The sequence below is a fragment of the Acinetobacter sp. DL27 genome (assembly GCF_055810995.1).
This window is the reverse complement of record NZ_CM147947.1, coordinates 3327786-3351925: the sequence shown is the minus strand read 5'-3', so window position 1 is coordinate 3351925 and position 24140 is coordinate 3327786. Positions and strand designations below refer to the sequence as shown.

Genomic DNA, 24140 nt, shown 5'->3' with positions numbered 1-24140 from the left:
AACTGGTTCACCCATTAAATTTTCTGCTATGTAAAATAGATGAAAATTATGGAGATGAACTAAAGTATGGAATTTCCAAAAAGATCGTTTTTTCCTCTGTAACGAGGGCATAATTTGTGGGTGAAAATTAAATTTTTATCACTATTTTTGGTGAGGAAGGTATTTATTGAAGTAGAAAACCAACCTTTTTGGTTGGCTTTACATAAAGTAACAAAAATCTAAAAATACGATTGTAAATAAAAACTTAAATAATGTGATTTTTAAAATATAAAACCTTCTGTTAAACGCCAAAAAAAATGAACAATAAGAAAGCTTTTAATGTGATTTTTAATGCGAATGGTTTCCACTTTGAATCAGTGTATGCAGGTGCTCTATAGATCTTTAAAAGTTGCAATTAGGTTAGGTTGTGTAGAAATTTTAAACAATATTTGTCTGTCTATTTTACGATTTTTATATTTAGGACAAGTGTATTTTATTGCAAAAATTCAGTGCTAAGATAATTCACAATGGAAAACTTAGAAGCTAAGTTGAATCGTCAATTGATATCCGAAACTGACCAGTTAAAGAACTTTCTAGTACATGACACCTTTCATTTAGTGACTCGGTTTAAAGCTTCAAAATACTTAAAAATGAAACTCGAAAAAGGATGTACACATGGATCAGAAAGTCACGTTAATTGATAAAAAGTCTCACCAAGGCATCGAGGTAAATGCATCAGACAAAATACAATTGTCAGCGCAGAACCCCTCGGTCGTTCAACTTAAAATATCTTCAGAAGATATTAAAGAATACAAAAAGGAAGGTAACAATCTCGTTGTTGTCTTAAAAAGTGGTGAATTAATAACAATAATGGGCTTTTTTGATGCAGATAACAGCCTTGTCTTGCAAGATGATGTTAATCATAAATTGCTTTGGGTTGAGTTCAGCTCTAATGGTGAATCATTAAGTGCGACCTATGCAGAACTCAATGATGTAGGGCCTTTATTATATGGTGAGAGTGATGCTGCTTCTCCATGGGCTTGGGCCGCAGTTCCATTGACTGCAGGCGGCATTTTAGCTTGGGCAGGGCATGATTCAGGAAATGATTCTGATAAGGCTATAGGCGAAACGAACGAAGGACCAAGTGCCCCAGAATCAGTGGTGATTGGGAATGGTGACGAATGGATTACAGCAGATGAAATTGACGCAGACGGCAAAGTTGACGTTACGATTGACTTACCCGCAGATGCAGTCGCTGGTGACAGTGTTATCGTTAATGGTGAAGAAACAGTATTGACGGCTGACGACATTACTGCAGGTGAAATCATTGTTAAAGTGGATGCACCGAATGAAGGCGAAACATTAGAAGTTGATGTGATCATCAAGGATAAAGATGGAAATGAGTCAGATCCGACTCAAGCAGAAGCAACTGTGGATACTACAGCCCCCTCAGCTCCAGATTCGGTCATCATTGGTAATGGCGATGAGTGGATCTCCGCAGATGAAATTGATGCAGATGGCAAAGTCGACGTTAAGATTGATTTACCTGCAGATGCGGTAGCTGGTGACAGTGTTATCGTCAACGGTGAAGAAACAGTATTGACGACTGATGACATTCTTGCAGGTAACATCATCGTAAAAGTAGATGCGCCGAATGAAGGTGAAACCTTAGAAGTTGTTGCTACGATTAAAGATGCAGCGGGTAACGAATCGGGTGAGGTTTCGGCGGAAGCTGCGGTGGATAGTGTACTACCCGTCGTTGAGATAGACGAGGTTACTCCGATCGACAGTGATAACCCAGCGGATGGTGTTGCAGATCAAGTGCTGATTACAGGAACATCGGATGAACCGAATGCACCAGTGGAGATCAAAGACAAAGCTGGCAACACGATCTGGGAAGGGATGACCGATGGTACGGGTGCATTCAGCGCGACAGTAGACACAGCTGCGGTTCAGGCAGGCGATGATGTCACAGTAGAAGTGACGGATAAGGCAGGGAATACAGGCACAGATACAGCAACGGCTGGCGACCTCACCTTCAGTACAGATACAACAGAACCTGTTGTTGAGATAGACGAGGTTACTCCGATCGACAATGATAACCCAGCGGATGGTGTTGCAGATCAAGTGCTGATCACAGGAACATCGGATGAACCGAATGCACCAGTGGAGATCAAAGACAAAGATGGCAACACGATCTGGGAAGGGATGACCGATGGTACGGGTGCATTCAGCGCGACAGTAGACACAGCTGCGGTTCAGGCAGGCGATGATGTCACAGTAGAAGTGACGGATAAGGCAGGGAATACAGGCACAGATACAGCAACGGCTGGCGACCTCACCTTCAGTACAGATACAACAGAACCTGTTGTTGAGATAGACGAGGTTAGCCCGATCGACAGTGATAACCCAGCGGATGGTGTTGCAGATCAAGTACTGATCACAGGAACATCGGATGAACCGAATGCACCAGTGGAGATCAAAGACAAAGCTGGCAACACGATCTGGGAAGGGATGACCGATGGTACGGGTGCATTCAGTGCAACAGTAGACACAGCTGCGGTTCAAGCAGGCGATGATGTCACAGTAGAAGTGACGGATAAGGCAGGGAATACAGGTACAGATACAGCAACGGCTGGCGACCTCACCTTCAGTACAGATAGCACTGACCCTGTTGTTGAGATAGACGAGGTTAGCCCGATCGACAGTGATAACCCAGCGGATGGGGTTGCGGATCAAGTACTGATCACAGGAACATCGGATGAACCGAATGCACCGGTGGTGATCAAAGACAAAGATGGCAACACGATCTGGGAAGGCGAGACCGATGGTACGGGTGCATTCAGCGCGACAGTAGACACGGCAGCGGTTCAAGCAGGTGATGATGTCACAGTAGAAGTGACGGATAAGGCAGGGAATACAGGTACAGATACAGCAACGGCTGGCGACCTCACCTTCAGTACAGATAGCACTGACCCTGTTGTTGAGATAGACGAGGTTAGCCCGATCGACAGTGATAACCCAGCGGATGGCGTTGCAGATCAAGTACTGATCACAGGAACATCGGATGAACCGAATGCACCGGTGGTGATCAAAGACAAAGATGGCAACACGATCTGGGAAGGCGAGACCGATGGTACGGGTGCATTCAGTGCAACAGTAGACACAGCTGCGGTTCAAGCAGGCGATGATGTCACAGTAGAAGTGACGGATAAGGCAGGGAATACAGGTACAGATACAGCAACGGCTGGCGACTTAATCTTTACAAATGATCCGCTGGTGCTTGAAAATGATAGTGCTAATGCTGTTTATCAAGAAAGTCAGGTTAATCCAAATCCAATCGGTGAATTAACTTCTGACACAGCAATTAAGCTACTGGCTGGTAGTAGCGCTACAGACAAGCTAGAGTTTAGTATAGCAAATGGAGCTCAAGATGTTGTCATCACAGTCAAAAGCGAATCATTGGTAACTGTGGCAGATGCATATTCATTTACTGTTATAAATAAGGAAACAGGTCAAGAATATACAGTGGCTGCATCAAGCACGGCTCAAGGCGGTTTAGTCGCAGGTGCTTTAGGATTGGAAGCACTGGGTGTTATCGGTGATGATGGCAATGGCCTAAGACTAGATATTCATGACTTGCCGCCAGGCGATTATGAAGTCGTGGTTCAGGGCGATCAAAGTAAACTGGCTGATATCTTATCCACTGTGAGTTTAGAAGATCTAGGTAGTAATACGGTTGAAACTCTAATTCTGAATACAGTTACTGGCTTGCTTAAAGATGCATTGATTGGCAATGAAAATATTGCTGCTGGACTGTTAAAGCAAATTTCAGTAAATGAAATACTAACGTTAATTGGTGATAACAATATCACTGGTCCACTCATTACAGTATTACAAGGATTACTGGGTAGTCCTTTATTAGAACCGTTAATGGGAGATTTGCTTGACGCCAATGTTGGAGATGTTATTGCAGGTGAGACAGGTGGTTTACTAGGCACTGTACTAGGAATACTGGGCTTGGGTGATGCGCTTGATGCTGTTGTGAATGATCTTGTATTGAACAATCTTGATTCAATTGGTGAAGATTTATTTAATCTTGTGATCGAGCCATTAATTGAAGATGTACTACTGGCAGGTTTGATTGATAATTTAAGTTTAACTGAGGTTTTGGATGGTACGAGTGATACGAAAGGGTTGTTAGATCATATCAATGACCTATTAACTAGCATTGGTGCAGGTGACTTACTCCCTGCATTGGATGATGTGTTACAGCTAGTGGCTCAAGAAATTCTAAGTAATCCGGCACAGTTGTTTAATGAAGTGAATGCCGCAGTTTACGGCGTTGATGAAAAAACATATGTTGCCGAAGGGAATGTGCTTGCGAACGATGACGTAGTAAACGGTGCAATCATTGAAGTCAACGGAGTTCCTATTACCTTCAACCAAACAGATGTAAATGGCAATTACGCTATCATCACAGGTACTCACGGTACATTACATCTTTACGAAGATGGGCATTATATCTATACGTCCACAGTAACATCAGGAAATGCTACTTCAGTAGTTGATAATTTCACGTATACCGTTCAAGACGAGTATAACAATATTGAAGATGCCGTTTTAACCATCACAACAGATCCAGTAAATGAGACCATCGATTTCTCTGGTACAGCCAGCGATGATATTTTGCAGGGTGGTGCGGGTGATGACATTCTGACTGGTGGGGATGGTGCAGATACTGCCATCTATTACTTGTTAGATAATGCGGATGCAACGGGTGGCAATGGTACAGATACTTGGAGCGACTTCGAGCTTGGTGCTGATGCAGACAAGATAGATATTTCGGCATTACTGGATGGTCTGCAAACATCAGCTAATATTGGGGATTATATTTCAGTAGAAACCAATGCTGATGGTAAAGCAGTGATTAGTATTGACCGTGATGGTGCAGGTATTGCATTGAAATCAGATCTATTGGTTTTGGATAATATTTCTCCAGCAGATTTAAACTTAACAAATGAACAACTGTTAAATAATCTGTTAAATAACAACCAAATTGTTTACTAAGTAATCAGTATGTAATTCATCAGAAAAGGTACTGTGTGACGATATGTGCACAGTACCTTGTTGCTATTTGAATGGAGATGTATTTGAGATATTGTCAAATAAAAAAGCCCTCATCTTTCGATGAGGGCTTTTTTGAATTTGGAGCGGGAAACGAGACTCGAACTCGCGACCCCAACCTTGGCAAGGTTGTGCTCTACCAACTGAGCTATTCCCGCGTATTGAGCAGTTTTTGCTAAAACTTACACTAAAAAATGGAGCGGGAAACGAGACTCGAACTCGCGACCCCAACCTTGGCAAGGTTGTGCTCTACCAACTGAGCTATTCCCGCGTATTGAGCAGTTTTTGCTAAAACTTACACTGAAAAAAATTTGGAGCGGGAAACGAGACTCGAACTCGCGACCCCAACCTTGGCAAGGTTGTGCTCTACCAACTGAGCTATTCCCGCATAGCGCTGTATGATACAGCAAGCAAGTTCAGGGTCAATAGCTTTATGAAAAAGCTGAGTTTAATTGCATAAAATAAAGCCAGTTTTAGACTGCGTATTGAGCTTTTTTAACTTTTGTTCACGAAACGTTGTGCCTCATGTTAGTGAAAAGAGTTTTACGCATTCAACATCTCGAAGGAACAGGTATACTCTGAACGAATCATTATTTTTGGAGACAGGTATGAGCTTGGAGCAGCAATTGATTGAACGTTTACAACAGCTTTCCCCATCATATTTAGAAGTTGTGAATGAATCTTCTGGTCATGGCGGTTATTTTCCAGGGAAAGAGTCACATTTTAAAGTAATTGTGGTGAGTGATATTTTTGAGGGATTACGTTTAGTTCAGCGCCATCAAAAAATTTATGCGGTAGCAGGAGACTTACTCAGTCCAGGTAAAATTCATGCTTTAGCTATTCATGCCTTTTTACCCGCAGAATGGCAAGGACAAGACACTTCTAGTCCAAATTGCGCACATGCCCCGAAAAGCTAAGCAGAGATTCAGTTATGGAAACACAATTATTGATTAAGATCGTGCATATGAGTGCGGTCAGCTTGGCATGTGTCGTGATTTTGGCGCGTGCCATGACGCTATTTAAAGGCGTTCAAGGCAATCAGCCCAATCCAGCGGGTCGAACAGCTTTTGTAGCCCTTCAGCACTTAAGTATGCTGGTGATTGTACTGACTGGAATTGCACTTTTGGTCATGAAAAACTTTGATGTGCAAACATGGTTTTATGCCAAAGTGGTTTTATTTTTAGTGATGTTATCCTCTTTGTCGAAAGCGTATAAAAAAGAAGACAGCATTTTACTTACACAGCGCCGAGCGGGGTTATTCTTAGCGGTGGTTGCGATGATATCCATTTTAGGTTTAGTCATGATTAAACCAAACTTTGGCTAATTGTTAGACATAATCATCGGCACAGCGATTGTTCTGCGCTACACTGCTATCTATAGCGGAAAAATAACAAGAGGGAGGGGATTTCATGCATACACGTGTGGTATTTAATCAAAAAGGTGGTGTCGGAAAATCCAGTATTGCAGTGAATTTGGCGGCAATTAGTGCATATCAAGGCTTAAAAACCTTACTGATTGATCTCGATCCGCAAGCGAATTCGAGTCAGTATGTGCTGGGCGATGACGCAACGTATTCGGCAGACAAACCAGCCTTAGAACCCAATATTGAAAACTATTTTGAAGAAGTGCTTGGAACGACTCAAAATAAAAGTCTATTGGGAAGTGCCATTGGTTCGATCCTCAAAGGGCGAGCTAAAGGTTTAGAAAGTTATGTACACCAATCCCCTTTTAAAAATTTGGATGTGATTCCAGCCAGCCCAAGCCTCGGGGCGTTGGCTTATGCTTTAGAGTCAAAACATAAAATTTATAAACTGCGTGATGCACTACAACAGCTTGCTGGAAAATATGATCGTGTCTATATCGATACACCGCCAGCCTTTAACTTCTTTACTTTGTCGGCACTGATTGCAGCCAATAAAGTCCTGATTCCGTTTGATTGTGATGTCTTTTCTAAACGCGCACTGCAAACTTTGATCGAAAATGTGCTCGAAACTCAAGACGATCATAATGATCATTTAGAAATTGAAGGCATTGTGGTGAATCAGTTCCAAGCGCAGGCCAAACTTCCGCGTGAAGTGGTGCAACAGCTGAAGGATGAAGGTCTTCCTGTATTAGAAAGTATGTTGCCTCCATCAGTGCTGATGAAAGAATCGCATCACAAAAATTTACCCTTGATTCATTTGGAACACGATCATAAATTGACGCAGGCCTATCAATCATTGTTCAATGAAATTGAGAATAATAAATTGCGAGATTCAGCATGAAAAACATCACAGTTGCTTTTTTAGTGGGCAGTACGCTGTTATTGAGCGCCTGCGCCACAACGGTTAAACCGACTTATGTCTCTTCTACACAGTATCAAGCTTTGAACTGCCACCAGTTACAAGCAGAATATAATCGGATTCAGCAACATTTAGATGCAGGTGTACCTACTGCGAAACGTACGGGTGTTGGCGTAGGTCTAGGTCTGGGTGGTGGATGGAGTCATGGTGGCGGTTGGGGCTTTGGTCCAAGCGTTTCAGTGAATATGGGACAATCATCGAATACCAAAAAAACTGAAATTTCACGACTTTTGGGTCAGCAAGAGGCAATTGTACAAGCTGCAAAATTTAAAGGTTGTGCGATTACCGTGCAAAATAAGACGAATTAATGTCGCATTTATTCATCCTGCTGAAGGGTTTAATCTTTCAGCAGTCATTAAAATCTTAGCAAAATGTTTCGAAAATAATTTCCATAAAACAATGAGTTATCGTTTTAACACGCACTTTTTTACCTCATGGGTTCTGTGTTTTTTCCGCTTTGACTTGAGGAAGCCACTCTTTTTCGGCTAAATTGCGCATCTTTAATGCTGTTGTTGGATGTCTATGATTGAGAGTTGGCTGTTTGTATTGGCAATGATTGCTGTCTTGATGATTCCGGGACCGACCAATGCTTTACTCGCAAGCTCTGCACATCAGCAAGGTCTGGCGAAGACCAGCTTACTTGTACCCGCAGAACTGTTTGGGTATTTCTATGCCATCAATTTATGGGCACTCCTGATTCACCTCAGTACACCGACTTGGCCTTATCTGATTGATCTTTTACATGCACTCAGTGCAGTTTATGTATTTTGGTTAGCTTTTCATTTGTGGAAAAGCTCGCACTTAGAAAAACATAATCAACGTTTTACCTCGATTCGACCTAAACAATTATTTTTTTCTACTTTGAAAAATCCGAAAGCGGTCTTATTTGCTGCAGGTATTTTTCCCTATGAAGCTTGGGATAATCCCACCAATTTCTTTTTGGTGTTTGCGGTGTTTAGTCTGGTGTTATTGCCAACGGCACTGTTCTGGATGTCTTTTGGCCGTGCCATTTTATCGGGTGAGTCCAAACAAATAAAAGCCGATCTCTTATATAAAGGATCGGCCATGTTGTTGGTGGTGTGTATGTTTCCCGTGATTCTACGCTTTTTTGCTTAAGCTTCAGTGGTTGATTTTTTCTTTAATTTGGCACGAATAAAACCAATGATCCCAGGCAAGACACTAATAATAATAATGCCGAAAATCAGATGCGTGAAATTGTCTTTGACTACAGGCACATTACCAAAAATATAGCCTAAAGTAATAAATGAACCAATCCAGCAGAATGCACCAATCAGGTTATAAGACAGGAAAAATTTGTAATCCATTTTTCCTGCACCTGCTACAAAAGGTGCAAAAGTCCGCGCAAAAGGAATAAAACGCGCAAAAATAATAGTTTTACCACCATGTTTTTCAAAGAATTTTTGTGTATTAATCAGATGTTGTTTATTGATGAAACGGGATTCGATTTCAAAAACGCGCGGTCCAATATAACGACCAATGTGATAATTCAGCGTATCGCCCAGTACGGCCGCGATAAAAAGTAAAACACCAAGAGTCCACGGATTCATTGCACCTGTGGATGCTGCTAAGGCACCTGCGGCAAACAATAAACTGTCGCCGGGTAGGAACGGCATGACCACCAAACCTGTTTCCACAAAGATGATGAGAAACAAAATTGCATAAATCCAAACCCCATAGTTGGTGATAAACTCAAGCAGATGGTCATCGACATGTAATATAAAATCAATCAGTTCCATGGGGCACAAATAAGCAAAAGAGTGCGGAAATCCTAGCAGTCTCGTTATCAGAAGTCAGTATTAAAACGTAAATAAATTTAGCTATCAGTGTTCTTATCGGCTTTGTTGCACAAAGATTTGAAATGCAAAGCGCCCCTAATTGAGCCAAATTTAAGGCGTAACTTGGGTAAGTGGTCGACCTAATTCCGTAAATCTGTTAAGGACTGCTACACGTGCATGGATCTCATTCACTTGGCTATCAAAACTCCTTGCACTGAGTTTATCTCCTAATAATTTGATGCAATGCATCTTAGTTTCAACCAAACTTCGACGATGATAGCCTGACCATTTTTTCCATAGTGTCCTGCCTAAACGTTTAATTGTTCGAAGTAATTCATTTCGCTCTAGCGAGCTACTCTTTGTATCTTTCCATGGTTTCGCATTTTTTCTAGGTGGAATCACCGCATGCGCTTGCCGATCTGCAATGACCTGACGGCATTGCTTGGTGTCATAAGCTCCATCGGTATAAACACAGTTAATCTGCTCATCTTGTGGAATCTGATTAAGTAAATCACCAAGCACCTGTGAATCACTGACATTATTGGTTGTAAGCTGAACTGCTCGTATTTGTAGGGTTTTAGCATCTATACCAATATGAAGTTTACGCCATTGGCGACGATATTCAGGTCCATGTTTCTTGCGTTTCCATTCGCCCTCACCTAGAAACTTCATGCCTGTAGAGTCCATGAGTAGATGCAGCCCATCGCTACTTTTTTGGTAGCTGATTACAATATCAATATGCTTTTGTCTTCTACAAAGCGTGGTGTAATCTGGAGCTATCCAATTTAATCCGCAAAGTTTAATCAGACTTTGCACAAAGCCAGTGACCATACGTAAAGACAGACGGAATAAGGATTTAATCATTAAGCAGCATTGGATGGCTGCGTCGGAGTAGGTTTGATTTCGCCCTTGTTTGCCTTTTGATGGCGCATACCATTGCGTAGCAGGATCAAACCAAATGGCAATATTTCCGCGACTCATGAGTGCTCGGTTATATGCGGGCCAATTGGTTGTGCGGTAGATTTTGTGTGTAGGCTTCTTCATTTGAAAATTATATCGCTGAAAAACCCTTTACAGATAGGTTTGTGCAACAAAGCCCATGGCAGGTGGTCTATTTTTTCTAATGCTGCATGGTGCAGGAAAAATGAGTCTAGATCATCTGATTGAAAAATAATTCAAAATAAAAAAGTACGGTGTGGACGTTCTGTTTTTTTGATCAAGATCAATAAAACATGAGGAAAATAAGATGAAAAAATCTTTTTAAAATAGGGTTATGTATTACAAGTTTAAGTCTTGCCGCTGGCGCATGGGCCAAAGATGATCATATCATTTTACAAGAAGTTGCAAAGAACCATGTCTCTGTGTCAGGCATTGCAAAGCTCAAAGATGAAACTGCGGTCACCTTAAAAGGCACGCTGCTGAAACATCTCAATGAAGACCACTACGAGTTCAGCGATGGTACGGGAGTTATTTTGTTGGATATTGATGACGATTTATGGAAAGCATCCAATATTAAAGCAGGCGATAAAGTACAAGTGGTCGGTGAGGTGGATACACATCGTTATAAACCGACCGATATTGAAGTCGTTAAAATAGAAAAAGTTTTGAAATAAACATCAGGCACGCGAAAGCGTGCTTTTTGATATAAAAACCATTGGGTTTTAAGTGTTGTATAAAGCTTGTCCGAATTATGTGCGTTATGCGCGGAAAAATGCTAGAATACGGCGCTTATATTCGTTTGCCTTTCATAGTTGTTTGTCATGACTACCAATACTCAAATTACTGAAGATCGTATCCTTATTTTGGATTTCGGTTCTCAATATAGCCAGCTTATTGCACGCCGCGTACGTGAAGCTGGTGTATATTCTGAAATGTATGCCTATGACATGTCTGAAGAAGACATTCGTGCATTTAATCCAAATGGTATCATCTTATCAGGTGGTCCTGAGAGCGTACACGAAGAAGGCAGCCCACGTGCGCCAGAAGTTGTGTTCAACTTAGGTGTACCAGTTTTGGGTATTTGCTATGGCTTACAAACCATGTCTGCACAGCTTGGCGGTAAAGTTGAGCCGGGTACTGTACATGAGTTCGGTTATGCCGAAGTAAACATCCAAGTTCGTGACAAGTTGATTGGTGATCTTGAAGACACCAAAGACCAACTTAAAGTCTGGATGAGTCATGGTGACAAAGTGACAGCGATTCCTGAAGGTTTCCAAATCACTGCAAGCACACCAAGCTGTCCAGTTGCGATGGTTTCTGATGAAACGCGTCGTTTTTATGGTATTCAGTTCCACCCAGAAGTAACGCACACTGCAAAAGGTGCAGAGTTATTATCGAACTTTGTACACAGCATTTGTGGCTGTCGTAGCCTGTGGAACTCTGAAAACATTATTGACTTACGTGTTGAACAATTACGTCAGCAAATTGGCGATCAAAAAGTTCTTTTAGGTCTGTCGGGTGGTGTTGATTCATCAGTGGTTGCTGCGCTTTTACACCGTGCGATTGGCGATCAATTGACTTGTGTATTCGTTGATAATGGTCTGCTTCGTTTGAACGAAGGCGAGCAAGTGATGGACATGTTTGCGAAAAACATGGGTATCCGTGTAATTCGTGCCGATGCGGAAGAGCGTTTCTTGACTGCACTTGCTGGTGAAGTTGATCCTGAGAAAAAACGTAAAATCATTGGTCGTGAGTTCATCGAAGTTTTTGCTGAAGAAGCGCGTAAGCTTGATGGCGTAAACTTCCTTGCTCAAGGTACGATTTACCCAGACGTGATTGAATCTGCTGCAACTAAAAATGGTAAAGCGCATGTGATTAAATCACACCATAATGTGGGCGGTTTACCAGATGACTTGGCTTTTGAATTGGTTGAGCCAATCCGTGATTTGTTTAAAGATGAAGTGCGTCGTTTAGGTACAACTTTAGGTTTACCGTTTGAAATGCTATATCGTCATCCATTCCCAGGTCCAGGTTTGGGCGTGCGTATTTTGGGTGAAGTGAAGAAAGAATATGCAGACATTTTACGTCTTGCAGATGACATCTTCATGCAAGAGCTTCGTGCAAGTGGTTGGTATGATAAAACTGCGCAAGCATTTGCTGTATTCCAACCGGTGAAATCTGTTGGTGTTGTCGGTGATGGTCGTCGTTATGCGTGGGTGATTGCACTTCGTGCCGTTGAAACGGTTGACTTTATGACAGCGCGTTTCGCACATCTTCCTTATGATCTGGTTGATAAAATTTCGACACGCATCATGAACGAAATTAAAGATGTTTCTCGTGTTGTTTATGACGTGTCATCTAAGCCACCCGCAACGATTGAATGGGAGTAAAACTGGGGTTTTAAGCAGCAACGCTGCTTGCCAGTTTTACGCCAAGCGCTCTGCGCGCGGCAGTTGACGAAAATTATCTTTAAAAAAAGAGCGCTTAGGCGCTCTTTTTTGTTGTATAAAGGAAATGCTAATTTGTGTAAATGGTGTAGAAATGATGAGTGTTTGGCAACGATATAATGAAGAAGAAAGACAAAAATACATAAAATTTCTACAAGTTTATGGTGCACTTTCAAACCTATTTAGGCAAAAACAAGGGGATTTTATCCCATATCTTGATTCAAAATTTCAAGAGACAATTTATGCGAAAGTATTTAAGGGGGAAAATGTTGATATAGGAAATACACCACACGATGTTTTATCAGTATTCGGGGGAGATCGAATAGGTGTAGGTATTAAGACTTGGATGAATAGTAAGCCATCTTATCAAAAAGTAATGCAGTTAAAGCGATACCAAGAAGAGATAAGTGGTTATCGCTCAGACTTATCCTCATTAGCAATTTTAATTTCTAAGATTAAAAATGAAAAAATGCAATCTGATTATAAAAGATTAGGGTTAATAGAGAATAATAATATATATCACTATGTTACTCGAGATGAAGGAATGTTTCAGGTTAATGAGTGCGCATATCCTTTAGTTGCTTTAGATAAAATCAAAATATTAGAGGATGCGAAGACATCATTTTCATGGACGGATGGTATTAAAGAATATAAATTTACGTTTGCCGATTCCCAAATTTGGCAAAAATTTGATTCATCTGCTTCAGGTAGTTATATATTACATAGATTTGATGTAAATATTATCGATGATCCATTTGAGTTTTTGCTACGGTCATATACCGAGTTAATAGGAGAAGCCATTCAAACAAATATAGAAATTGAAGAGGCTTATTTACCCTTATATTCGTATAGAACAAAGGAGGTTGAAGAAAAATCAGGTTTAAATGCATGGAATGGTGCTCCAAAGAATAAAGAAAGTACAAAATTAAGGCCACTAAATGAAGTTTATATACCAATACCAATAGAATTTCATCGAAAATTTCCTAACTTCTTTGTCAATAATATGCTACAGATTATTGAGGATAGGAAGGAAAAAGGTCAGTATAAACCTGAAGTACGTTTCCAATTAAACTTACCAAATGGGAAGATTATCCCTGCACTTATTACTGGAGATGGGATGAAAAATTTTCAATCAGGAAGTAATAGTGAGCGAGATGAAAATGGAAAACTATATGGACAAGATGCTTTAGGGCAGTGGCTTTTAGTAGATGTTCTTGGATTAGATGCTCGAAAAAAAGTCACTAGAGAGTGGTTGCAAAAGAAAGGAACCGATTCGATTAGATTGTGGCGAAAGAAAGATGATTTCTCGACAATCAATATTGATTTTGCTCCTATAGGCGCATTTGAAGCATATATGAATAATGATGCGGTAATTGAAAATGAGTAATTCAAATGGATTAAATTATTTTAATCCATTTGAATTGATAATTTATTTATTAATAATTTTTAGAATTTGCTCTCCGATCCGTTGAATCAATGGCATCGTGACAGAGTTACCCGCCTGCATATACAAAGCACTATCCGCCATATTTTCAGGTAAAACCATTTTATCTACAGGGTAACCTTGAAAGGCAAAGCATTCTTTAGGTGTTAACTTGCGAATACCGTATTCATCTAAAAGTAAAGGTACATTATGACCACCTGCACCCATATTTGCGGTTAGAGTTGGACAAACATTACTTTTGTTTTCACGTACATAGACACGACGCCACTGATATAAAGTATTACGAGAAGTCATGCTTTCTGCAAGGGTTGGATAATACATGTGATCTTGTTTGTAATAGTACTTTTGATCAACTTTACCTTTTTCTAAGAAATCATGAATTGTTTTTGTCAGTGGGATCGCTTCAGGAAATTGAAACTCGGCATGATTAGGAACAAGTGCTTCATTAAAGGCTACAATAAAAATACGCTCACGATTTTGAGGCACATTGGCATGCGTCATACTATTTAAGACTTGAAAATATACGGCATAGCCAAGTTCTTCCAACGTATTCTTAATAACTTGAAAGGTATTGCCTTTATCATGTGTGAGTAGATTTTTTACATTCTCTAAAAAGATTGCTCGAGGTTGATGTTTTTTTGCGATTTCCGCGATGTCAAAAAATAAAGTTCCACGTGTTTCTTGAAAGCCTTTTTGATAGCCTGCAATAGAGAAAGCTTGGCATGGAAAGCCACCACAAAGGATGTCGAAATGTTGAGGAATTTGGGCTTTTGTTTCTTTTAATGTAATGTCACCTGCTGGCTTTTCACCATAATTTTTTTCATAAGTTTCTTGAGCACCTTTGTTCCACTCACTACTGAAGACACAATTGCCTTGTAAGTTTTGCAAAGCCATCCTGAAACCGCCTACACCTGCGAACAAGTCAATGAACTTAAATGTCGCATTGGCTTGCTCAGGGAAAGCAGGAATTTTGAAAAGTTCAGATTGCATTTGAGGGAGGCTCGGTTTAGTTCAAATTCACAACCTTAAATTGTAAAGGAGAAGTAAAAAAAAAGCAGCAACTATACGATGAAAATTACAAGTTATAGTTTTTAGTTAAAGTGGAGTTTTACTACATCGCTTGCGATGAAGAAAACTTTTGATTCTTCCTAAGCGATGGCTTTCCATCACTTCTAAAATACTTTTGCAGAGCTAAAACATTCCTTAGAAAGATGTAACAACATTTTTACATTCACTCATTGCCTTGTAGTTAGGTTTTGAAAACACAAGATATTGTCTCAAGTTTAAGAATCAGCATTCTATTTTTAGGGATGTGCAGTTGGGAATCTGCTTGTTATGATCTAGAACATATGGATCTGTAATGAGTAAGCACATGACGAATAATAACTATACTGAACTTTCACATTCGGATGACTGTGAAAAATACGTAAATCAATTCATTCAAGAGTTTCCACTGAGAAGTGCTGAAATAGGCCAAGGGACGGTCATCAAGCGTGCGCTGCCAAGTCGCCATAAACGAATGATTGGCGCATGGTGTTTCTTAGATCATGCAGGCCCTGTAACCTTCCCTCAAGGGGATGGTTTAGATGTTGGTCCACATCCACATATTGGTTTGCAAACTTTTACATGGATGATTGAAGGCACCATGATGCATACCGACAGTTTGGGCAGCAAACAGTTGATTCGTCCAAAACAGGTCAACCTAATGACCGCAGGACATGGGATTTCCCATACGGAAGTCGCACCAGATACAGAAACCAAAATGCATGCGGCACAATTGTGGATCGCATTGCCCGATGCACAAATTGCTGCTGAACCGCGTTTCGATCATTATCCAGAACTGCCAGTGGTGGAAAAAGATGGTGTGGAATTTACCGTTTTGGTCGGAGCGTTTTTAAATACAACTTCACCTGTGAGTGTTTATACCGAGCTATTAGGGGTGGACTTAAGCGCAGCAGAAAGCACCAAAACCCGTTTAACACTCAATCCAAACTTTGAGTATGGATTTATGGCTTTAGAAGGAACGGCTACGGTCAATGGGCACGAACTGACTGAAGACAATATGGTTGTGCTCGAGCAAGGTGTAAGTGCGATTGAAATTGAAATTCATGCTGGCAGCCGCTTGTTACTGTTAGGTGGCGAACCGTTTGAAAGTCCAATTCTACTGTGGTGGAATTTTGTTGGTCGTACTCAAGAAGAATTGAAAATTGCACGTGATCAGTGGATTGCACAAGATGAACGTTTTGGTTCGATTCCTGACTATGAAGGTCCGCGCTTAGAAGCTCCAGCATTTCCAGACCAAATGCGCGCTTCAAAATAAAGGGAATACTGCGACACGTCGTTCAACAACAGAATAGGTGGATAGTTTCAATACTTGAAATCTATTCAAAATAATATCAATGAAAAATAGGATAATAAAAAAATGGCAATCATTGCGAATGCGGAAGTCAAAACATGCGTCGAAGCATGGTCTGGTAAAGTAAGCAGTGGGCGACATCAATTCATTACCGATAAACCAGCGTCTTTTGGCGGTCAGGACAAAGGCCCCGCACCTTATGACTTTATTTGTACAGGTTTGATTTCCTGTACCATGATTACCCTACGTATGTATGCGCATCACAAAGGCATTGAGTGGGGGGCTTTTAGTGTGGAAGCAGATTTTAATGCCAATAAAGAGGGCCGAGAATGGATTAGCCGTCGTTTGTCGTTTGAGCAAACATTGACAGAAGAAGCACGCCAAAAAATCTTAGACATCTGTCAAAAAACACCGGTCACTAAAACCCTATTACGTTCCGTCGAGATTGAAACCTCAATTGTTTAACTCGCTTGACGGTTTTTTATAGGTGGTAAAGGATTTTGCGCGACTGGGTATTCATGTGTATCGAGAGGTGCAAAATCCAAATTTTAGCGTAAAGTGGGTGCTAGATTTTAATTAGAACAAAAGGCAAAACAATGATCACTCTGCACCATTTGGAACATTCACGTTCTTTACGCATTTTATGGGCTTTGGAAGAATTAGGGCTTGAGTATGAGGTGAAGTTTTATAAACGCCTACCGACCTATGCTGCGCCACCTGAGTTAAAAGACATTCATCCCTTAGGTAAAGCCCCCGTTTTGACTGATGGTGATTTGGTCATAGCAGAATCTGCGGTGATTTTAGAATACCTACAAGCCACTTACGATACGGCGCATAAGTTTAAACCGCAAAATCCAAAAGATTTAATGCAATACAACTACTGGATGCATTATGCCGAAGGGTCGTTGATGCCCTATTTGGTCATGACCTTGGTGATGACCAATGTACCGAAACATGTTCCCTTTCTAATTAAGCCGATTGCCAATAAAATTTGTGATGGGGTGAAAGGCGGTTTTATTAATCCACGCTTGAAAGAGCACAGTGCATATTTGGAAAATTATTTATCTCAACATGAATATTTTGCAGGTGATTTTTCCTTTGCCGATATTCAAATGAGCTTTCCTGTGGTGGCGATGCAAGAGCGAGTCAAAGCCCATAATCCTCAAATGGTTGCTTATGCACAGCGTATTCAGCAGCGCCCGGCATTTAAAAAAGCCAAAGAGCTCAGTGGATTCTAGTGGATGGTGATGGTTTGAACCTGATTTTTTTGCCCGGTGCATCGGGCAATACGGCATTTTGGCAACCTGTCATACAGCGCCTCCCACAGGACAATTCAAGCATGGTCGTCGCTTATCCGAGCTTTGGTGGCTATCCTGATGATGTGAATGTGCAGAGTTTTGAGGGCTTACAAGACGATGTATTGAATCAAATCCAACAGCCTTCTGTAGTCATTGCACAATCCATGGGCGGCATTTTTGCAGTGCAAGCTGCCTTACAAAAACCTGAGCAGGTGCAGGCTTTGGTGCTCGTGGCAACCTCAGGCGGTATTGATTTAAGTCCTTTTGAGGTGGCGGATTGGAGAAAGGATTATCAACAGACCTTTACGGTTCCCGATTGGTTTGTTCGACATCAGTCTGATTTAACGGGCAGTCTGGAGCGTATCTGTTGTCCTGTTTTGCTGATTTGGGGCGATGCAGATCCGATTAGCCCTGTTGTAGTGGGGCAGGCCTTACACTGTCAAATACCACATGCTGAATTGTACATCGTGTCTCAGGGGCAACATGATTTGGCTTATGTACATGCGGAGCATGTTGCGCAATTGATTCAGCGTTTTCTCACCAAACTCAGGGTATAAAAAAGGATGCCGAGGCATCCTTTTTTTGTTTTAGCGTTTGACCACAATTGAGTCAATGCCACTATGTTGTAGGGTTTGTTGCGCAATCACTGCGGCTTCTTGCGAGTCGTATGGCCCTGAAATCACGCGATACCATGTTTGGCCGCCTTCAACGGTTTTGACTACATCGGCAGAGAGACCATTTAAGATAATTTCTGCACGACGTGCATCGGCACTGTCTGGGTCAGGGTAACTGCGGACTTGTAATATAAAGCTTGGCGCTTGCGGTGTCGGTGCTGCTTCGGTTAAACCCGGTTCAGCAGGAGTACTTTCTTCGGCAGCAGGTGCTTCAACAATCACCACGGTGCTTGGATTATCTTTGGTTTCAGGAATGGCTTGATCAGGAATTGGCGTCACTTGCTGCTGTGGAAGTAAGTCGTAGAAACGGTAGTCTTTATTGGTTTCTTCTTGATAATGTTCCGAAGTGATTTGCCCTTTCGGCTTCACTGGTGCCCAAGGTTTCCACAGTAACAGTGCTACAGCAAAACAGAGCACGATTAAAATGACCACAAGTGTACCGAGCCAAGCTGGAATCAGTGGCTTTTTGGGTTTGTTCGGTCTTTCAGATACACCGCGCTGCGTTTTTCCAAACACGTGGAAACCTCTTTTCTTCTAATCAATATGAGGGACTGGCCCATTCTTTGCTTTATTTTAGTACTTGGCCTCAAGCAATTAAAAGAGGCGTCATTGTAAAATAAAGAATCGCTTTGCAAAATTCAAGTTTCACAAAGCGAGCAATACATTAGGGTTTATATGGCTACTTCGGGCAAAGCCCTTCATCTTGCGACGATGTGCAAAGCGTTGCTTTTTACATCGGTACCTCAAGCATAGCTTTCGGTCTTGCAGCCATGCTTGAAGCTTTGCTTTGCTGGTTACATCGTCTCAGGTGCAGACACACCTAGTAACTCTAAACCATTACGCAAAACTTGTTGTACGTTTATTGAAAGTAATAAACGGGCTTGCGAAAGGGCAATATTCTGTTCGTCGATAATTCTTGTATTATCCAAGTTATACCAACCATGAAATAACGCCGCGAGTTCTTTCAAATAGTTACCCACTTGGTGTGGTTCATAGCTATTTGCTGCACGAAGCACAATTTCAGGATAGGCTGCAAGTTTGGCAAGAATTTCAGTTTCAGCGTCAAGAGTTAATAAGGTCGCATCGTAATCAGCTGCTTTGCTACGATCAAAACTAATGCCTTTTTCAGGGGCTTTCACATCGACCATACGATTGACACGTGCGTGCGCATATTGGATGTAGTACACCGCATTGTCTTTGCTTTGTGAAACCGCAAGGTCTAAGTCAAAGTCAATGTGTTGCTCAGACTTACGCATCACGTAGTAGAAACGCGCAGCATCGTTGCCCACTTCTTTGCGCAGGTCACGTAAAGTCACGAACTGGCCTGAACGAGATGACATTTGCACCATCTCACCACCACGCCATAAGCTCACGAACTGAACCAGAAGTACAGTCAGTTTTTTCGAGTCATAGCCCATTGCATCAATCGCGGCTTTAACCCGTGAAATATAGCCGTGGTGATCTGAACCCCAAATATCAATCAGGTCGGTATAGCCACGTTGTAATTTGTTGAGGTGATAAGCGATGTCAGAAGCAAAATAAGTGGTTTGCCCATTACGACGCTTCACAACACGGTCTTTTTCATCGCCAAATTCAGTTGATTTGAACCAAATATTGCCGTCTTTTTCGTACAAGAAACCACGTTGTTCTAAAGTGGCTAAGGCTTCATCAATTTTATCAGTGAGTGATGCTTCGCTGAACCATTGGTTAAAGGTTACGCCAAACTCGCCTAAGTCATCTTTAATGTCATCTAAGATGGCATGGAGTGCTGCTTGGTGGAATACACGGTAGCCAGCACCAATGAGTTGCTGTGAATTAGCAATTAAACCATCAATATGTTTTTCTTTGTCGCCTGAAAGTACAACTTTATTGCCTTCAGCATCGAGTTCTTCTGCATATTGTACATCTTCAGGGACATCGTTATAGACGTCGGCTACAGGGCGAACGTAGGCATCGCCATCAGCATCAATAATGCTTTGCGCGATTTCTTTAACATAATCGCCTTGATAGGCATTTTTAGGGAAAACCAGTTCCTGACCTGTTAGTTCGAGGTAGCGTAAATAGGTAGATGTTGCAAGGATGTCCATTTGACGGCCTGCATCATTCACATAATATTCACGGTCTACCGTTGCACCTGTTGCTTCAAGCAAGGTTGCAACGGTCATTCCATATGCTGCGCCACGGCCATGACCAACGTGTAAGCTAGACGTCGGGTTGGCAGAAACGAATTCTACTTGGATTTTTTTTGCAGCATTGGCTTGAGTGCGACCAAATTGCTTGCCTTGCGCTTGAATTTGGTTAAGTACAGCAAAACGTTGGTCAGCATTTAAAAAGAAGTTAATAAAGCCAGGGCCTGCGATTTCTGCTTTGCTGATGTCCGCCACTTCTGGCAGCGCAGCAAGAATTTTTTCGGCTAAATCACGAGGCTTCATACCCGCAGCTTTAGAGGCAATCATCGCGATATTGGACGCGAAATCCCCGTGGCTTCGGTCTTTGGTACGCGTCAAAGTACTGCTGTTGTTCCAGTCTGCTGGAAGGATACCTTTAGCTTGAAGGTTTTGTACTGCGTGCTCGAGAGCTGCTTGGATTGCCGTGTTCATATTCAGTCGAAAATTTGATGTCGCAGAAAAACGCTAAATATAGCAAATTTCCACGTCTTTAGGTGAATCCATTTTCATAGAATAAAAAATGTTCGAAAACTGCTAACGATTGCGCTGCAATAAACATGAAAAGCGCAGTATGATGAAAACTAAAACGCATACTTTTAAGGATAAAACGTGTCTGAACAGCGGCCCATGATCATTGGGAATATTCCCAAGTTACCAGCAAAATATGCCATGTTTATTTTGCCATTTTTTATCTCATTTTTTATGAGTGGCATTATCTCGATGATCAATCTTTGGCGCAATTTGGGCTGGGTGGACAATTTCCTACAGGTTTGGCTGTCCGCATGGATGATGTCTTGGGTGGTGGCTTATCCTGTAGTGCTCATTGTACTGCCGATTGTGCGCCGTTTGACTGGTGTGTTTGTCGATATGTCACATTTGAACCCACCCAAATAAGCCCCCTTTTAGCTATTTTCACGGCATGAGACAGGTTTACTGAGGAGTTCCGCATTTTGGTTTTGAAAACGATACAGTTTGCTTGCATGAAAGAGCTTAATCACTTTGGCACTGGCAAGCTGTTGTTGAAAACGACTCAGGGTTTGGCGTTGAAATGGATCAAAGGGATTGCCGTAGTTTTTGTTATCGAGTAAAAACTGAATCTGTCCTTCTTCTTTATCATAGCCATATAAGATACGTTTGCCTTGTGCATCTTGAAGCTCAAATGTAGGCGGATGACTGCTGATTTTACAATTCAGACGTAGCGAGAGCACAAAGCCTTCGGTCGATTTGTTTTGTAGCTGATAAATCCCTTGTTTTTCATTCTCCAAATAGACCCATTGGTTCAAGGGTAAATTTGCACTGAGTTGCTCATATTGCTCGATGGTGGCTTCACTGATATCGACAATGCCTTTGGGATCGATTTCAGGCAGTTTTTCGTTATGACCAAATAGTCCTGTAATTTTATCGCTCACAGTAGTTTGCGCCGTAGAAATGGATTGGCATGCTGTCATTTGTGTGAGGCAAAGACACGTAAGACTCAACAACATCAGTTTTTTGATGATCATTTTTAATATAAAGAAGAAATAAAAGCGCTAGCTTAGCTTGAGCTTTATTCAAGTTCAAATTTTATCCATGCGCTATTTGATTGAAAAACTGCCGTAAACGTCATTTTTACGTTGAGTCGGTTTGATTTTTATTTTCAGACTAAATCGCTTTGATAATTGCATCACGCTTATAAATATCAAAAGACGAGCAAATGGCGCTAAGCTAGTAGCCGAATTAGATGCATAGATTCTCCCCATAGGTTCATCTAAATCTATGTATAACGAGATAGGTAATGACGACAGAATATTTAAAGACAAAACAACCCTTATACATCCCTTATGCGGGCAATACCTTACTTGAGTTGCCGCTGTTAAATAAAGGATCGGCGTTTACGGAAGAAGAGCGCACTCGCTTCAACTTACATGGTTTAATTCCACATGTTGAAGAAAGCATTGAAGAGCAAAGTCAGCGTTCTTATCAACAGTACTGTGCTTTTAATGATGCGATCAATAAGCACATTTATTTGCGTAACATTCAAGACACCAACGAAACCTTGTTCTATCACCTCATTGAAAACCATTTAAGTGAGATGATGCCGATCATCTATACTCCAACGGTGGGTGAGGCCTGTCAGCGTTTCTCGGATATTTATCGCCGCCATCGTGGCACATTTATTTCTTATCCAGACCGTGCGCATATTGATGACATCTTGCATAACATCAACAAGAAAAATGTCAAAGTCATTGTGATTACCGATGGCGAGCGTATTTTAGGCTTGGGTGATCAAGGCATTGGCGGGATGGGTATTCCGATTGGAAAATTGTCGCTGTATACCGCGTGTGGTGGTATTAGCCCAGCTTACACTTTACCAATTACCCTCGATGTTGGGACCAATAATCAGCAGTTACTGAATGACCCGATTTATATGGGTTGGAATCAACCGCGTATCAGTGGTGATGAGTACTATGCTTTTGTCGATGAAGTCATTGCTGCGATCAAGCGTCGTTGGCCGAAAGCGTTGATTCAATTTGAAGACTTCGCGCAAAATAATGCCATGCCGTTATTGAATAAATACCGTGATGAAATCTGTTGTTTTAATGATGATATTCAAGGTACCGCAGCCGTTTCTGTGGGCAGTTTGATTGCTGCATCACGTGCGGCAGGTAAACAGCTCAAAGATCAAACCGTTGCCTTCTTAGGTGCGGGTTCAGCAGGCTGTGGGATTGCTGAGCAAATTGTTGCGCAGATGAAAGTTGAAGGTTTAACTGATGCCGAAGCGCGTGCACGCGTGTATATGGTTGATCGTTTTGGTTTAATCACTGAAAATCAGCCGAATCTACTCGATTTCCAACGTAAATTGGCACAAAAGCCAGACGTGATAGCGGAATGGGGCAAGGCTGAAGAAGTGATTTCACTGCTCGATGTCGTGAAAAATGCCAAACCTACCGTGTTGATTGGAGTATCGGGTCAGCCGGGCTTATTCACTGAAGAAGTGATTCGCACTTTGGCTTCGAACTGTGATCGTCCAATTGTATTGCCACTGTCTAACCCAACGTCGCGTGTCGAAGCAGTACCAGCGGATATTATTCACTGGACAGACGGCAAGGCTTTAATTGCGACAGGCAGTCCTTTTGCTCCAGTTAACTATCAAGGCAAAATTTATAATATTTCGCAGTGCAATAACTCGTATATCTTTCCGGGGATTGGGCTGGGCGTGATTGCGGCCAATGCAACCCGTGTCACAGACTCTATGCTGATCGCATCGAGTAATGCTTTGGCAGATTGCTCACCGATGTTGACCAACCCTACAGCAGATTTATTGCCTGAGATTGATGAAATTCAGAAAGTCTCTAAGCTGATAGCCTTTAAAGTGGCCAAAGCAGCAATGGATGCAGGTGTAGCTCCGATTATTAGTGATGAGCAATTGCAACACGCGATTGAGAAAAACTTCTGGAAGCCAGAGTATCGTCACTATAAACGTGTCGCCTTCTAAAGCTGAAATAAGATCGAACAAAAAGGAGCATGCTGCTCCTTTTTGTTTTTTTGAGAGCTGCATCTTTATTAACATTATTTTACTAGATTAAAAAA

The 24140-nt window shown here is 41.6% G+C and carries 21 protein-coding genes, 3 tRNA genes and 1 pseudogene; 16 read left to right on the top strand and 9 right to left on the bottom strand.

The window, feature by feature from the left end; genetic code table 11:
- Window positions 1-654 precede the first annotated feature (654 nt).
- Window positions 655-5049: an Ig-like domain-containing protein gene (locus AC0KVP_RS16115; RefSeq protein ID WP_473337873.1), complete on the top strand. Its 4395-nt coding sequence runs from the start codon at window positions 655-657 to the stop codon at window positions 5047-5049.
- Window positions 5050-5188: 139 nt separating this feature from the next.
- Here AC0KVP_RS16115 and AC0KVP_RS16110 read toward each other — a convergent pair.
- From AC0KVP_RS16110 to AC0KVP_RS16100, 3 genes are all read right to left on the bottom strand, one after another.
- Window positions 5189-5264: transfer RNA gene (locus tag AC0KVP_RS16110), tRNA-Gly, on the bottom strand.
- A 37-nt stretch (window positions 5265-5301) separates the two neighbouring features.
- Window positions 5302-5377 (bottom strand) — tRNA-Gly (locus AC0KVP_RS16105).
- A 41-nt stretch (window positions 5378-5418) separates the two neighbouring features.
- A tRNA-Gly gene (locus tag AC0KVP_RS16100) sits at window positions 5419-5494 on the bottom strand.
- 220 nt (window positions 5495-5714) lie between these two features.
- Between AC0KVP_RS16100 and AC0KVP_RS16095 the strand changes: the two genes are divergently transcribed.
- From AC0KVP_RS16095 to AC0KVP_RS16075, 5 genes are all read left to right on the top strand, one after another.
- Window positions 5715-6023 carry a BolA family protein gene (locus AC0KVP_RS16095; protein ID WP_279737753.1) on the top strand — a complete coding sequence of 103 codons (309 nt, stop codon included), beginning with the start codon at window positions 5715-5717 and terminating at the stop codon, window positions 6021-6023.
- A gap of 14 nt (window positions 6024-6037) precedes the next feature.
- Window positions 6038-6430 carry a SirB2 family protein gene (locus AC0KVP_RS16090; protein WP_005401912.1) on the top strand — a complete coding sequence of 131 codons (393 nt, stop codon included), beginning with the start codon at window positions 6038-6040 and terminating at the stop codon, window positions 6428-6430.
- 85 nt (window positions 6431-6515) lie between these two features.
- Window positions 6516-7370, top strand: a complete 855-nt coding sequence (locus tag AC0KVP_RS16085) for a ParA family protein (RefSeq protein ID WP_279737754.1) — start codon at window positions 6516-6518, stop codon at window positions 7368-7370.
- Window positions 7367-7756: a hypothetical protein gene (locus AC0KVP_RS16080; protein WP_279737755.1), complete on the top strand. Its 390-nt coding sequence runs from the start codon at window positions 7367-7369 to the stop codon at window positions 7754-7756. Before AC0KVP_RS16085 ends, AC0KVP_RS16080 begins: the two co-directional genes overlap by 4 nt.
- A 214-nt stretch (window positions 7757-7970) precedes the next feature.
- Window positions 7971-8564 carry a LysE family translocator gene (locus AC0KVP_RS16075; protein ID WP_005401909.1) on the top strand — a complete coding sequence of 198 codons (594 nt, stop codon included), beginning with the start codon at window positions 7971-7973 and terminating at the stop codon, window positions 8562-8564.
- Here the strand turns inward: AC0KVP_RS16075 and AC0KVP_RS16070 are convergent.
- The gene (locus tag AC0KVP_RS16070) at window positions 8561-9205 is read right to left on the bottom strand and encodes a DedA family protein (RefSeq protein WP_004684377.1); all 645 of its coding nucleotides are present in this window, start codon (window positions 9203-9205) and stop codon (window positions 8561-8563) included. The two genes, AC0KVP_RS16075 and AC0KVP_RS16070, sit on opposite strands and share 4 nt — an antisense overlap.
- 150 nt (window positions 9206-9355) lie before the next feature.
- Window positions 9356-10288: an IS5-like element ISAba12 family transposase gene (locus tag AC0KVP_RS16065; RefSeq protein WP_031953526.1), complete on the bottom strand. Its 933-nt coding sequence runs from the start codon at window positions 10286-10288 to the stop codon at window positions 9356-9358.
- A gap of 55 nt (window positions 10289-10343) precedes the next feature.
- On the opposite strand from AC0KVP_RS16065, the pseudogene AC0KVP_RS16060 reads away from it, so the two are divergent.
- From AC0KVP_RS16060 to AC0KVP_RS16045, 4 genes and pseudogenes are all read left to right on the top strand, one after another.
- A pseudogene (locus tag AC0KVP_RS16060) lies at window positions 10344-10418 on the top strand (DoxX family protein); the annotation flags it as partial.
- A 91-nt stretch (window positions 10419-10509) separates the two neighbouring features.
- On the top strand, window positions 10510-10857 hold the full coding sequence (locus AC0KVP_RS16055) for a NirD/YgiW/YdeI family stress tolerance protein (protein ID WP_335998103.1): 348 nt from the start codon (window positions 10510-10512) through the stop codon (window positions 10855-10857).
- Between the two features lie 147 nt (window positions 10858-11004).
- Window positions 11005-12573 (top strand): glutamine-hydrolyzing GMP synthase, encoded by a 1569-nt coding sequence (gene guaA, locus AC0KVP_RS16050; protein ID WP_004684379.1) that lies wholly within the window; start codon window positions 11005-11007, stop codon window positions 12571-12573.
- A 151-nt stretch (window positions 12574-12724) separates the two neighbouring features.
- Window positions 12725-14017, top strand: coding sequence for a hypothetical protein (locus AC0KVP_RS16045; RefSeq protein ID WP_473337870.1), 1293 nt, complete (start codon window positions 12725-12727; stop codon window positions 14015-14017).
- A 42-nt stretch (window positions 14018-14059) separates the two neighbouring features.
- Here the strand turns inward: AC0KVP_RS16045 and AC0KVP_RS16040 are convergent, their stop codons facing one another.
- The gene (locus AC0KVP_RS16040; protein WP_473337868.1) at window positions 14060-15064 is read right to left on the bottom strand and encodes a DNA cytosine methyltransferase; all 1005 of its coding nucleotides are present in this window, start codon (window positions 15062-15064) and stop codon (window positions 14060-14062) included.
- Between the two features lie 382 nt (window positions 15065-15446).
- On the opposite strand from AC0KVP_RS16040, the gene AC0KVP_RS16035 reads away from it, so the two are divergent.
- The 4 genes from AC0KVP_RS16035 (at window position 15447) to AC0KVP_RS16020 (ending at window position 18285) form a co-directional block, all read left to right on the top strand.
- Complete coding sequence (locus AC0KVP_RS16035; protein ID WP_473337866.1) at window positions 15447-16394, top strand: pirin family protein; 948 nt, start codon at window positions 15447-15449, stop codon at window positions 16392-16394.
- Window positions 16395-16496: 102 nt separating this feature from the next.
- Window positions 16497-16895: an OsmC family protein gene (locus AC0KVP_RS16030; RefSeq protein WP_473337863.1), complete on the top strand. Its 399-nt coding sequence runs from the start codon at window positions 16497-16499 to the stop codon at window positions 16893-16895.
- Between the two features lie 131 nt (window positions 16896-17026).
- A complete protein-coding gene (locus tag AC0KVP_RS16025; protein ID WP_473337861.1) occupies window positions 17027-17668 on the top strand; it encodes a glutathione S-transferase family protein in 642 nt (213 codons plus the stop codon).
- A gap of 14 nt (window positions 17669-17682) precedes the next feature.
- Window positions 17683-18285, top strand: a complete 603-nt coding sequence (locus AC0KVP_RS16020) for an alpha/beta fold hydrolase (RefSeq protein ID WP_473337859.1) — start codon at window positions 17683-17685, stop codon at window positions 18283-18285.
- A gap of 30 nt (window positions 18286-18315) precedes the next feature.
- On the opposite strand, the gene AC0KVP_RS16015 is transcribed toward AC0KVP_RS16020, so the two are convergent.
- Both AC0KVP_RS16015 and argS read right to left on the bottom strand, forming a co-directional pair.
- The gene (locus tag AC0KVP_RS16015; protein WP_004684390.1) at window positions 18316-18918 is read right to left on the bottom strand and encodes an SPOR domain-containing protein; all 603 of its coding nucleotides are present in this window, start codon (window positions 18916-18918) and stop codon (window positions 18316-18318) included.
- A gap of 278 nt (window positions 18919-19196) precedes the next feature.
- Window positions 19197-21002, bottom strand: a complete 1806-nt coding sequence (argS, locus tag AC0KVP_RS16010) for an arginine--tRNA ligase (protein WP_473337857.1) — start codon at window positions 21000-21002, stop codon at window positions 19197-19199.
- A 177-nt stretch (window positions 21003-21179) separates the two neighbouring features.
- On the opposite strand from argS, the gene AC0KVP_RS16005 reads away from it, so the two are divergent.
- Entirely contained in the window at window positions 21180-21464 is a 285-nt protein-coding gene (locus AC0KVP_RS16005) for a DUF2798 domain-containing protein (protein WP_004684392.1), read from the top strand.
- Window positions 21465-21472: 8 nt separating this feature from the next.
- Here the strand turns inward: AC0KVP_RS16005 and AC0KVP_RS16000 are convergent, their stop codons facing one another.
- On the bottom strand, window positions 21473-22072 hold the full coding sequence (locus AC0KVP_RS16000; RefSeq protein WP_473337854.1) for a hypothetical protein: 600 nt from the start codon (window positions 22070-22072) through the stop codon (window positions 21473-21475).
- 272 nt (window positions 22073-22344) lie between these two features.
- Here AC0KVP_RS16000 and AC0KVP_RS15995 point away from each other — a divergent pair, with 272 nt between their 5' ends.
- On the top strand, window positions 22345-24045 hold the full coding sequence (locus AC0KVP_RS15995; RefSeq protein ID WP_473337852.1) for an NAD-dependent malic enzyme: 1701 nt from the start codon (window positions 22345-22347) through the stop codon (window positions 24043-24045).
- The last annotated feature ends 95 nt before the right edge of the window (window positions 24046-24140 follow it).